The sequence below is a fragment of the Parabacteroides sp. PFB2-10 genome (assembly GCF_029893085.1).
Classification (GTDB): Bacteria; Bacteroidota; Bacteroidia; order Bacteroidales; family Tannerellaceae; genus QVMG01.
The window spans coordinates 76600-89319 of the sequence record NZ_JARXWI010000007.1 but is presented as its reverse complement, the minus strand read 5'-3'; the positions used below and the strand labels follow the sequence as shown (position 1 = coordinate 89319).

The window sequence follows — 12720 nt, the reverse complement described above, 5'->3', positions numbered from 1 at the left end:
ATATACCGCATGTTATATTACCTGTTTAATTTTCTGGATGAATGGATCGATCTGCCGGGAGCAGGCATGTTCCGGTATATCTCTTTCCGTTCGGGGCTGGCATTGATCTTCTCCCTGTTTATTACGACCACCATCGGGCGTATGATTATCGATAAACTGCGCCGCATGCAGATTGGAGAAACCGTGCGCGACCTGGGCCTGGAAGGGCTATACAGCAAGAAAGGAACACCGACTATGGGCGGTATCATCATTATCATCGCCATCCTGATCCCTACACTCCTTTGTTGCCGGTTGGATAATATCTATATTATCCTGATGATCATTACAACCCTTTGGCTGGGGGCGATCGGGATGACCGACGACTATATCAAGGTGTTCAAGAAAGACAAAGAGGGATTGCGTGGGCAATTCAAGGTGATTGGCCAGGTAGGACTTGGCTTTATTGTCGGATTGGTGTTGTATCTGAGTCCCGATGTAGTGATCCGCGAAAATATGGAAGTCTATAATGGAGAGAACCAGATCGAAGAGGTGCGTTTCCACGCGGATGAAACCAAATCGACTAAAACGACTATTCCTTTCCTGAAGAATAATAATTTCGATTACGAGATGCTTGTCGGCTGGGCAGGTAAATACAAACAACCGCTGGCATGGATCGTTTTTGTGTTGGTGGTTATCTTTATTGTCACGGCGGTATCCAACGGTGCGAATCTGACCGATGGCTTAGACGGCTTGGCGGCGGGTAGCTCAGGGATTATCGGGGTTGCCCTGGGTATCCTGGCCTATATGTCGTCGCACGTCAATTTTGCCTCCTTCCTGAACATTATGTATATACCTGGAGCGGAGGAACTGGTGATATTTTCCGCGGCGTTTATCGGGGCAACGGTTGGTTTTCTCTGGTATAATGCCTATCCGGCACAGGTGTTTATGGGCGATACGGGTAGTTTGACCATCGGAGGTATTATTGCCGTATTTGCAATTATCATCCGGAAAGAATTATTGATCCCTATCCTGTGCGGTATTTTCTTAGTGGAGATCCTTTCCGTGATCATTCAACGTTTCTATTTCAAATATACCAAAAAGAAAAGCGGGGAAGGCATGCGGGTCTTTAAGATGACCCCTTTGCATCATCATTTCCAGAAGCCGGGCAATGCCGGCATACAGGCTATTATCCAGAAGCCGTATCATGTGGTGCCGGAATCCAAGATTGTGATCCGCTTTTGGCTGATCGGCATTATTCTGGCGGTGATAACGATTGTAACACTTAAGATGAGATAGAAGCCCCTCCAACCTCCCCCCCAGGGGAGGCTAAAGAGAGTATTGAAAGATGGAAAAGAGAGAACAAAATAAAATAGAAGCATCTTTAGCCTCCCCTGGGGGGAGGTCGGAGGGGCTTATTGTTGTATTAGGTGGCGGTGAAAGCGGAACCGGAGCGGCTGCTCTGGCAAAAGCGAAAGGCATGGATGTCTTTCTGTCGGATTTCTCGACGATAGCCCCTGTCTACCAAGAGATGTTGAATGCGCGTGGTATTACCTGGGAAGAGGGGAAACATACGGAAGAGCTGATCCTCAACGCCGATGAAGTGGTGAAAAGCCCCGGTATATCGGATAAGGCTCCTATCATCAAGAAACTGAAAGAGAAGGGCATTCCCATTATCTCGGAAATAGAATTTGCCGGTCGGTATACGCATGCCCGGATGGTCTGTATCACCGGTAGCAACGGAAAGACAACTACCACGATGCTGACCTATCACATCCTGAAAGAGGCGGGGCTCGATGTCGGACTGGCAGGCAATGTAGGCAACAGCTTGGCACTTCAGGTGGCGGAAGATCCGCATGAGGTGTATATTATTGAGTTGAGTAGTTTCCAATTGGATAATATGTATGATTTCAAGGCGGATGTTGCCGTCTTGTTGAATATAACACCGGATCATCTGGATCGGTATGATTATAAGATGCAGAATTATGTGGATGCTAAGTTCCGTATCCTGCGTAACCAGACAGAGGAGGATGCCTTTATTTTCTGGAATGACGATCCGGTGATCTCCCGCGAACTGGAAAAGCTGCATCCTCAGGCAACCCTTTATCCTTTTGCCCTGGAGCATAAGCAGGGGGTGAAGGCCTATATGGAGGACAGTCATCTGGCGATCGAAACAACCCATGGTAAGTTTACGATGGAAGAAGATCTGTTAGCCTTGACGGGCACACATAACCTATATAATTCGATGGCTTCGGGCATTGCGGCGAAGGTGCTCGATATTCAGGATGAGAAAATCCGTGCCTCGCTGAGCGACTTTAAAGGCGTGGAACACCGCTTGGAGAAGGTGGCTCGTGTGCGTGGAGTCGATTATATCAACGATTCGAAGGCGACAAATGTGAACTCCTGCTGGTATGCCTTGGAGAGTATGCAGACCAAAGTGGTGTTGATTCTCGGAGGAACCGATAAAGGGAATGATTATACCGAGATCGAGGAGCTTGTTAAAAACAAGGTGCGTGCCTTGATCTTTCTGGGTGTTGACAATACAAAGTTGCATGCCTTCTTTGATGGCAAGGTAGAGCAGATTGAAGATGCCCGTTCCATGCAGGAAGCCGTAGCGATCGCGTATCGCCTGGCTCAGAAAGGAGATACGGTATTGCTTTCTCCCTGTTGCGCCAGCTTCGATTTGTTTAAGAACTACGAAGACCGCGGTGAACAGTTTAAGGAGGCGGTGCGCGACCTCTAATTGTAAAAAATATCCCTTTTTTAGGGAAAAGTGCTGTTGTCAAAATGTAAGCAAAACGACCGTTTTGGTTTACAATATGATACGTTAAAAAATGTTTCTCCCGGGAGTTTTTTCACAAAGTCCTACCATTTTGGAAAAATTCTCCCGCGAAAATGACAAAATGTCAAATGGATGAGTGTGGTTTTCTATGTATGATTTTTAAAAAGAAAAAGAGTGGATTTAGCAAGTAAACTATTTAAAGGCGACCGGGTGATATGGATCATCTTTATGTTCTTTTGCCTGATCTCGTTGGTGGAGGTGTTCAGTGCAACCAGTACGTTGGCTTATAAAAATGCCAATCATTGGGCGCCTATCGTACGACATGCCTCTTTCCTTCTGGGGGGATTCGTAGTGATACTTGTGATTCATAACTTCCCGAGTAAGTATTTTTCCCTGTTGATCATTTTTTTGCCTATATCTATTGTACTGCTCTTGTTGGCTCCTTATATCGGAGTAGAGATCAACGATACGACCCGATGGATTAAACTTTTCGGTATTCAGTTTCAACCTTCGGAGATAGCCAAACTCTCTTTGATCGTATTTACGGCTTTTATGCTTAGCCTTCGGAATCGATTCACAGAGAAACAGATTTTTAATACCATATTGATTGCTGCGGGGGTGACCTGCGGAATCATCTTTGGCGATAATATTTCTACGGCCGTTATGCTTTTTGGTATCTGTTATCTGATGATGTTCATCGGGCAGTTGCCTTTCTGGCGGGTGTTTCGCTTAGGGGCAATCCTCCTTGCTTCGCTGGCGCTTTTTCTTTTCTTACTCTATGTCACCCCGGTCGATGTCATACAAAAACTCCCGGATCGGCTGGAGGGACGCCTCTTGACTGCCAAAGGGCGTATTGAGCGAGCGATCCATCCACCGGAGGAAAAGGTAGATGCCAATGGAGTTATCGTTATTACGGATGATCATTATCAGGAGATTCATGCCAAAATAGCCATTGCCCGGGGAGGAGTGGTAGGTAAGATGCCCGGACACGGACAGCAGCGCGACTTCCTGCCACAGGCCTATTCTGACTTTATTTATGCAATTATCATTGAGGAATTAGGCATTGTTGGCGGATTATTCGTTCTTTTGTTGTATGTTATATTGCTTTTTCGCGTTGGGATCATTGCCCGGCGTTGCGAGAGCTCTTTTGCCAAGTTCCTGGTGATGGGATGCGGATTGGTGATTGTGGTGCAGGCATTTGCCAATATGGCGGTGGCTGTCGACCTTATTCCGGTGACAGGACAACCTTTGCCCCTGATCAGTCGCGGAGGAACATCGACTCTGATTACCTGTGTCTATATCGGTATCATATTAAGCATTAGCCGATTTGGTGCCGGTATGGGGAATGAGGAGGATGAACTGTTGGAAGAAGAAATGGAAGGTGTTTTGCAAACAGATATGAGCGATCAGGAGATAGAATCGGTACTTGCCTCGATTGAGGTGGAGACCATAGAAGAAGCAAACGTATGAAACCATATAAACTGATTATCAGCGGCGGTGGCACAGGCGGACATATCTTTCCGGCCATTTCGATCGCCAATTGCTTTCGGGAGCGTTTTCCGGACGCGGACATCCTTTTTGTCGGAGCCGAGAACCGGATGGAGATGGAGAAGGTGCCGGCAGCGGGTTATCCGATTGTTGGATTGCCGGTTAGCGGTTTGGATCGGGCGCATCTATTGAAGAACTTTAAGGTATTGGCGCGTCTGTTGAAAAGCCTTCGTTTGGCGAAGAAGACAGTCAAAGAGTTTCGTCCGGACATCGCGATTGGTGTGGGTGGATATGCCAGTGGCCCGACTTTGTGGATGGCCTCGTCGGTAGGTGTTCCCATTCTGCTGCAGGAGCAAAACTCGTATGCCGGGGTCACCAATAAACTATTGGCGAAAAGAGCCGACAGAGTATGTGTGGCGTACGAAGGCATGGAGAAGTTTTTCCCCAAAGAAAGGATCGTGTTGACAGGTAATCCGGTGCGCAAAGACCTGGAACAGGCCAAAGGAAAACGGGAAGAGGCATTGGCCTTCTTTGGCCTTTCGGCGGAGAAGAAAACCATATTGATCGTGGGCGGAAGTCTGGGAGCAGGCACTGTCAACCGGAGTGTGCAGGAACATCTGGAGGCAATAGCTGGTTCAGGTGTGCAGTTTATCTGGCAAACGGGCCGCTATTACTATCAAGAGGCTCAAAACAAACTGGAACCTTATAAGTCGCCTTCTATCTGGTGTTCTGAATTTATTACGCGTATGGATTATGCATACGAGGCGGCCGATCTGGTTATATCGCGTGCCGGGGCAAGCTCTATCTCGGAGTTGTGTCTGTTGGAGAAACCGGTGATTCTGGTGCCTTCGCCTAATGTAGCGGAAGACCATCAGACCAAAAACGCGATGGCCTTGGTGGAAAAAGAAGCCGCTTTGTTTGTGGCCGATAAGGAGGCCGTGGAAAAGTTGATACCTTTGGCGTTGCAGGTGGTGGGCGATGAGGCATGTCTGGCTGGTTTGAGCCGTCATATCGGCCTGATGGCCGAACGACAGAGCGCGGAACGGATCGTAGATGAAATAGTGAAAATAATTAAACGATAATGCAATTAAACGATATACAATCTCTTTATTTTGTAGGAGCCGGCGGCATAGGCATGAGCGCCCTGGTGCGTTACTTCCTGTCGAAAGGGAAAAAGGTAGCGGGCTACGACAGAACCTCTTCTGTCTTAACCGAGCAGTTGAATGCCGAGGGCGCTGAGATTCATTATGAGGATAATGTGGCATTGATACCAGCCTGGTGTAAAAATCCGGCGGATACGTTGGTGGTATATACGCCGGCGGTGCCCAATGATCATACAGAACTGTCCTGGTTCCGCGAAAAGGGTTTCACGGTGATGAAACGGGCGCAACTCTTAGGGGAGATTACCCGCAGCGCCCGGGGGCTGTGTATTGCGGGAACGCATGGCAAGACAACAACCTCTTCCATAACGGCTCATGTGTTGAAGCAGTCGCATGTGGATTGTAATGCCTTTCTGGGTGGCATATTAAAAAATTGGGGATCGAACTTGATGCTCTCGGATAAGAGTGACCTGACGGTTATTGAGGCCGATGAGTTCGATCGTTCGTTTCATCAACTGACTCCTTATATGGCGGTGATCACCTCGGCCGATCCGGATCACCTGGATATCTATGGCGATGCTCAAAGCTACCGGGAGAGTTTCGAACATTTCACCTCCCTGATTCGCCCGGAAGGCTGCCTGATTATGCGAAAGGATATAGCGGTGACCCCACGGTTGCAACCGGGAGTTCGTCTGTTTACCTATTCGGCGGAAGAAGGCGGTGATTTCTTTGCCGAAAACATACGCATCGGCAACGGAGATATCTTTTTTGATTTTGTCGGACCGGATGTGGCTGTCCGCGATGTGCAGCTTGGTGTGCCTGTTCGGGTGAATATCGAAAATGCCGTAGTGGCCATGGCTGTTGCCTGGCTTAACGGGGTGACGGAAGAGGAACTGAAACGGGGAATCGCCAGCTTTGCCGGGCCGCAGCGCCGTTTCGACTTCCAGTTGAAAGAGGAAGATATTGTGTTGATCGATGACTATGCGCATCATCCGATGGAACTGGAAGCCAGTATCCGGTCGGTCAAAGCGCTCTATCCCGACCGGAAGGTGACGGGTATTTTCCAGCCCCATCTTTATTCCCGTACCAGGGATTTTGTGGATGGTTTTGCCGAGAGCCTCTCTTTGTTGGACGAACTGATCCTGTTGGATATCTATCCGGCTCGGGAAATGCCTATTCCGGGAGTTACTTCGCAACTGATCTTAGACAAGGTCACGCTGTCGGACAAGAGGTTGTGCCGGAAAGAGGATCTGTTGGATTGGGTAAAGGGACATGCTTTCGATGTTGTACTGATGTTGGGAGCCGGAGATATCGACCGCTTGGTCAAACCGGTCAAAGAAGTATTGGAAAAAAAGAGAAATAAAGTGTGATGGTTCGTCTGTTCTCCATATTGATAGCCTTGTTATTCGGCTTTTATATTGTTGCGGCCTCCGTCTTTCTGAAAGACCGGTCGGTGAATAAAACATGTGAAGGCCTGGAGATTATCGTGCGTGATAGTCTGGATAAACATTTTGTGAGCGAGCAGGATGTGATCTCTTTACTGAAACGGGCTAATCTTTCTCCTATCGACAAGCCGATGTATGCTGTCAATACGGAGCTGATCGAAGAGGAACTGAAGAAGAATCAAATGATCGCCCGTGTGGAGGTCTATAAAACACCTTCCGGAAAAATCAAACTGGAGGTGAGCCAGAAGATGCCACTCCTTCGGGTGATGAGTATTCATGGAAGCTATTATATTGATAACGCGGGCAGCAGTATGCCGTTGAGCCAACGCTATGTCGCCCATGTACCGATTGCAACCGGACATATCGAAAAAGCGTTTGCTATGAATGATTTATACAAATTTGCCTTATTTTTGCATAAGAATGAATTCTGGAACAACCAGATAGAGCAGATTAATGTGACTCCGGGGCAGGAGATTGAACTTGTGCCGCGTGTTGGAGATCACCGCATTCTGTTGGGCTCCATAGACAGTTACGAAGAAAAACTGGCCAATTTGCAATTGTTTTATAAACAAGCCATCCCTAAAATGGGTTGGAATAAATATAGTGTGATCAATCTTAAGTATAAGAATCAGATAGTATGTACGAAAAAATAAAGGATATGGCATACAGAGACTTTATAGCAGTAATCGACCTGGGCACGTCTCGTTTGATCGGTATGGTCGGACAGAAAGATCGCGCAACAGGCGTTATCCGTGTTCTTGCCTCCGATAGCGAAGAGGCTGGTGGTGCGATTCGCCGCGGAATCATCTTCAATATTGAAGAAACGGCAGCAAAAATCAAACGTCTGGTGAAAAAGCTTGAAGCCAATCTGAAAGGTGGAAAGATTGCGAAAGTCTATGTTGGTGTCGGAGGCCAATCGCTTCATTCCATTGATTACTCTGTTGTGAAGGAGATGATGGAAGAGAGTGTTCTGACGGAAGATATCAAGGACATGCTTCTGGAAGACTGTCGTACCTACCAACCCAAGGGGTGGCATGTTTACGGAATCGTTTCGCCAACCTACTATGTGGATGGTAAACTGGAACAGAATCCGGTAGGTGTTCCTTTTAATAAAGTGGAAGTCCATTATAAACTGATCGTGGGGCGTCCGTCGATCCGCCGGCATATTGAAAACTCCATCGAACGCACCGGACTCGAATTGGCAGGCATTCTGATTTCTCCTCTGGCCTTGTCGGATGCGGTTCTTGGCGAAGATGAAAAGAAATTGGGTTGTGCCCTGATAGATTTTGGCGCCGGAGTCACTTCGGTCACGGTATTGAAAGGGGGAAAACTGGAAAAACTGGCTGTGATTCCGTTGGGAGGCAATCTGATTACCAAAGACCTTACCTCACTTCATCTGGTTGAATCGGAAGCTGAACGCATCAAAGTTGATTATGGAAACGCAGTGGCCGATCTGGAAAGTGATGAAACCATTCGGGTGCATTCGGCCGATGGCGTAGGTCTTAGTGGGATTAAGCTGGCCGAAATCAATTATGTGATAGAGTCTCGCGTGAAGGAAATCCTGGAAAATGTATATGCCCGGTTGGGAAGTGAGGAGGTCTTGAAAGGATTAGGTGCTGGCCTTGTGATAACCGGTGGTGGTTCGGACATGCGTAACCTGATGGAAACGATGCACAAACGTCTGAAGATGGATATCCGTTGGGCTACTTTGCGCCAGGATTTACAGGATGATGAGGCTATTCCCACACCGGAATATTATGTTTCCATAGGTCTTTTATCTCAGGGAAGCATCAATTGTGCCTATGTGCCGCCGGTTGTATCCCAGGCTCCGCCGAAAGAAGAGTCTTTATTCCCCGTGGATGAGGAAGAAATAAGAATAGCTGAGGAAGAGAAAGAAAAAGAGCGTCAACGCAAAGAAGCGGCCAAAAAGGCTGAAAAAGAGAAAGTAGAGAAGCCAGAGAAGAAGAAAATACGATTTGGCGCCAACTTGTTTGATAAGATAGGTGGCTTGTTTGACGATGTTGATTAATAAATAATTGGAAAGAAAAAATAAAGCGTATAAGCTATGGACGAAGATACATTATTGGAATTTGATTACGAATCAGGTAATCCTATTATCATAAAGGTTATTGGAGTAGGAGGCGGTGGCGGTAATGCTGTGAGCCATATGTACGAGGAGGGTATACACGATGTATCGTTTGTCTTGTGTAATACCGACCGACAGGCGCTGGATCGTTCCAATGTGCCGGATAAAATTATTCTGGGAAAGAAGATTACCCAGGGTTTGGGCGCCGGAAATAAACCGGAAAGAGCTCGCTTGGCTGCGGAAGAGAGTGCGGATGAGTTGCGCAATATGTTGACCGATGGTACCAAAATGGTCTTTATCACGGCCGGTATGGGAGGGGGCACCGGAACAGGAGCCGCTCCGGTTATTGCACAGGTAGCCCGCGATATGGGACTGCTAACAGTAGGTATTGTCACGATCCCTTTCCTTTTTGAAGGTGAAAAGAAGATAATACAGGCCTTGAATGGGGTGGAGGAGATCGCGAAGAGCGTGGATGCTCTATTGGTGATCAATAACGAGAAGCTGCGTGATATATATGCTGACCTTACGGTGATGAATGCTTTCCGCAGAGCGGATGATACGCTGACTACTGCGGCTAAGAGTATTGCTGAGATTATCACGATGCCGGGTATCATCAATCTTGACTTTGCCGATGTGAAAACGACCATGAAGGATGGTGGTGTCGCCCTGATGAGTAACGGATTCGGAGAAGGTGATGAACGTGTTCGCCTGGCTTTGGAAGATGCCCTTAACTCGCCGTTGCTTGGGAATAAAAACGTAAAGAACGCCAAACGAGTGCTTCTGAATGTTTATTTCAGCCAGGACAACGAACTCTTGATGGAAGAAATGACCTATATCCATGAATTTATGGCCGAAGCCAACCGCTATGTGGAGGTGATCTGGGGAACAGCTATTGATAATACCTTAGGCAATAAGGTGAAGATCACTATTCTGGCTACCGGCTTTACGATGGAAGATATACCACAGATTGCTGAAAAGCGCATGCGCGAAGCGGAGGAAGAGACCGGCTCTCAGGAAGATCGTCTGGCTAAGGAACGTGAAGAGCGCGAGCTTATTGCAAAATATTATGGTCCCGATGCCAAGGGTGGTAAGTTGATTCAGCGCGCGCATATTGTTGTGCTCACTGATAACGAGCTTGATAACGACGCCATGATTTCCCTCTTGGAAGACAAACCGCCCTATAACCGGGATGCCAAATTGGTGGCTCAGTTGCGCGCAAAAGCCAAAGTGGAAGAGCCTGCCGGATTCCTGTTCGAGCAACCTGCCGGAAAAGAGAGTGCTTCGGAGGGTGATTCGCCTGTGATCTCATTTTTTAATTGAAAGTAAAACAATAATCTTAAAACTATAAAACAATGAACCTGTTTGATCAAATCAGTGAAGACATTAAAGCCGCCATGCTGGCAAAAGAAAAAGTACGTTTGCAAGCGCTGCGCGGTATAAAGAAAGAGTTTCTGGAAGCTAAAACGGCTAAAGGAGGCGACGGTGAGTTAAATGACGAAACTGCCGTGAAGATTCTTCAGAAAATGGTGAAACAACGGAAAGACAGTGCCACTATTTATAAAGAGCAAGGACGTGACGACCTGGCTGCTCCGGAATTGGAAGAGGTATCGTATATCGAAGTGTATTTGCCGAAACAGATGTCTTCTGAAGAGCTGGAAGCAGCATTGAAAGAGATCATTCTGCAGGTTGGCGCCTCAGGTCCTCAGGACATGGGTAAGGTGATGGGTACGGCGACCAAACTATTGGCCGGCAAAGCTGAAGGTAAAGCGATTTCGGAAACGGTTAAGCGATTACTTTCATAGTCGTTTGATTAAATGATCACTTTTACCTGCTGCCTATTGTTCCTGATAGCCGGCTATTTTATTTATGGCCGTTTCGTGGAACGGGTATTTGGTGTAGATCCCGAGCGTAAGACTCCAGCCTATACACAACGTGATGGCGTTGATTTCCTTCCTATGCCTACCTGGAAGGTCTTCATGATTCAATTTCTTAACATTGCGGGCTTAGGTCCTATCTTCGGCGCTATTATGGGTGCCAAGTTCGGTATGTCTTCCTTTTTATGGATTGTATTGGGAACGGTCTTTGCCGGTGCAACGCATGACTTCCTGGCGGGCATGCTCTCTTTGCGTCATGGTGGAGAAAGCTTGCCCGAAATGGTTGGACGCTACCTCGGAAGCCGCTTCAAACAGTTTATGCGTGTGTTTACCATTATACTGATGGTTCTCGTAGGCGCTGTGTTTGTAGCCGGCCCGGCCGGATTGTTGGCTAATCTGACAGCGGAACATCTGGATCTCACCTTTTGGATCATCGTGATCTTTATCTATTATATGATAGCTGCAGTTTTACCGGTCGATAAACTGATCGGCCGGATTTATCCTGTTTTTGCAGCGGCTTTGTTGTTTATGGCGGTTGGTATTCTGGTGATGCTCTTTGTACATCATCCTCCTCTTCCGGAGATAACCGATGGATTGCGGAATACACATCCCAATCAACTGCCCATCTTCCCTATTATGTTCGTAAGTATTGCCTGTGGTGCCATCTCCGGCTTCCATGCGACACAGAGCCCACTGATGGCACGAACCATTAAAAACGAGAAATATGCCCGTCCGGTATTCTACGGGGCGATGATTACCGAAGGTATTGTTGCCTTGATCTGGGCAGCTGCCGCTACCTATTTCTACCATAACAACGGTATGGCGGAAAGTAATGCGGCTGTCATAGTCGACAGCATCACGAAGGACTGGCTGGGAACTACCGGCGCCATCCTGGCTATTCTGGGTGTAATTGCGGCGCCTATCACCACCGGCGACACTGCCTTCCGCTCTGCCCGCCTAATCGTGGCCGATATCCTTCACTGGGAACAGAAAACACTTTGGCGCCGCTTGGCGATCAGTATTCCTCTCTTCCTGGCTGGTATCGGTATTCTATTGTATAGTATGAAAGATAAAGATGGCTTCGATATGATCTGGCGTTATTTCGCTTGGACTAATCAGACGCTGGCTATTTTTACCTTATGGGCGTTGACTGTCTATCTGACGAAAGAGAAGAAGTTATATATCATCACCCTGATCCCGGCTCTATTGATGACGGCCGTATGTACCACCTACATCTTTGTTGCCCCCGAAGGCTTCGGGTTACCTACCGCACTCTCGCAAGCTATTGGTATAGGCATTACACTGATAACCCTTGTCTGGTATATTGTCTGGAACATCAGACGCAAAGACAAGGAAAAGGTGGTGGAGTGATCTCCCGTATGAATTATCTGATAAGATTTTCAAAATTTCCTGCCTTCGCCTACGAATTGTTGGGTCCGGTTCTTGAAAAGGATGTTGAATGAGGTCAAACTGCCGTAGCAACGGGTAATATATTGTTGCAACACAATCTTGTCTTCTTCGTCTAACTTATCGTTGTTGTTGATCTTTTGTTCCATAACACGCAAGCGTTCGCGGATATTGATAATCTTGCTGAAGAAATTGCCGATAGGCATTTCGTAGGATTTCAGTTCCGGATTGGCCGGACGTATCACCAGAGTGCCTCCTTTATACTTATCGGCAATCGGAACTACTTCCGTAATATCTGCAAATTTGCGCAGGATACGTGTGAGCGACTGTTCGATCATTTCCTGGCTTACCAGATCCTCATCCGGTTCCATCCGGTCTAAGACTTCCAGTCCTTCGTAGCTCTTCAGGATCTCCCGGTTACCAAAATCCATAAAGGTGATCAGGTAGCTGTTCGACTTCACCTGAATCACTACACCTGCACCATATTCTTTATGACTTACGCGTGAACCAATGCCTAATACTTCGTTTTCCATAATATGTTCTTTTTTAAAACGTGACAGAT

At 47.3% G+C, this 12720-nt stretch carries 11 protein-coding genes; 10 read left to right on the top strand and 1 reads right to left on the bottom strand.

The window, feature by feature from the left end:
* Positions 1–9: 9 nt before the first annotated feature.
* The 10 genes from mraY to M2137_RS08020 all read left to right on the top strand — a co-directional run bounded on the left by mraY (position 10) and on the right by M2137_RS08020 (position 12122).
* The gene (mraY, locus tag M2137_RS08065; protein WP_280765936.1) at positions 10–1275 is read left to right on the top strand and encodes a phospho-N-acetylmuramoyl-pentapeptide-transferase; all 1266 of its coding nucleotides are present in this window, start codon (positions 10–12) and stop codon (positions 1273–1275) included.
* A 118-nt stretch (positions 1276–1393) separates the two neighbouring features.
* Entirely contained in the window at positions 1394–2719 is a 1326-nt protein-coding gene (gene murD / locus M2137_RS08060) for a UDP-N-acetylmuramoyl-L-alanine--D-glutamate ligase (RefSeq protein ID WP_280766027.1), read from the top strand.
* Positions 2720–2932: 213 nt separating this feature from the next.
* Positions 2933–4228 carry an FtsW/RodA/SpoVE family cell cycle protein gene (locus M2137_RS08055; protein ID WP_280765935.1) on the top strand — a complete coding sequence of 432 codons (1296 nt, stop codon included), beginning with the start codon at positions 2933–2935 and terminating at the stop codon, positions 4226–4228.
* Positions 4225–5328: an undecaprenyldiphospho-muramoylpentapeptide beta-N-acetylglucosaminyltransferase gene (gene murG / locus M2137_RS08050; RefSeq protein WP_280765934.1), complete on the top strand. Its 1104-nt coding sequence runs from the start codon at positions 4225–4227 to the stop codon at positions 5326–5328. Before M2137_RS08055 ends, murG begins: the two co-directional genes overlap by 4 nt.
* On the top strand, positions 5328–6716 hold the full coding sequence (gene murC, locus M2137_RS08045) for a UDP-N-acetylmuramate--L-alanine ligase (RefSeq protein WP_280765933.1): 1389 nt from the start codon (positions 5328–5330) through the stop codon (positions 6714–6716). Before murG ends, murC begins: the two co-directional genes overlap by 1 nt.
* Positions 6716–7444: a cell division protein FtsQ gene (locus tag M2137_RS08040; RefSeq protein ID WP_280765932.1), complete on the top strand. Its 729-nt coding sequence runs from the start codon at positions 6716–6718 to the stop codon at positions 7442–7444. The genes murC and M2137_RS08040 overlap by 1 nt, the downstream gene beginning before the upstream one ends.
* A 5-nt stretch (positions 7445–7449) precedes the next feature.
* A complete protein-coding gene (gene ftsA / locus M2137_RS08035) occupies positions 7450–8820 on the top strand; it encodes a cell division protein FtsA (RefSeq protein WP_280765931.1) in 1371 nt (456 codons plus the stop codon).
* 36 nt (positions 8821–8856) lie between these two features.
* Positions 8857–10197, top strand: coding sequence for a cell division protein FtsZ (gene ftsZ / locus M2137_RS08030; protein ID WP_280765930.1), 1341 nt, complete (start codon positions 8857–8859; stop codon positions 10195–10197).
* A gap of 32 nt (positions 10198–10229) precedes the next feature.
* Positions 10230–10679 (top strand): GatB/YqeY domain-containing protein, encoded by a 450-nt coding sequence (locus M2137_RS08025; protein ID WP_280765929.1) that lies wholly within the window; start codon positions 10230–10232, stop codon positions 10677–10679.
* A gap of 12 nt (positions 10680–10691) precedes the next feature.
* Positions 10692–12122 (top strand): carbon starvation protein A, encoded by a 1431-nt coding sequence (locus tag M2137_RS08020; protein WP_280765928.1) that lies wholly within the window; start codon positions 10692–10694, stop codon positions 12120–12122.
* Positions 12123–12151: 29 nt separating this feature from the next.
* Here M2137_RS08020 and M2137_RS08015 read toward each other — a convergent pair whose 3' ends face one another.
* Positions 12152–12691: a hypothetical protein gene (locus M2137_RS08015; protein WP_280765927.1), complete on the bottom strand. Its 540-nt coding sequence runs from the start codon at positions 12689–12691 to the stop codon at positions 12152–12154.
* Between the last annotated feature and the right edge of the window lie 29 nt (positions 12692–12720).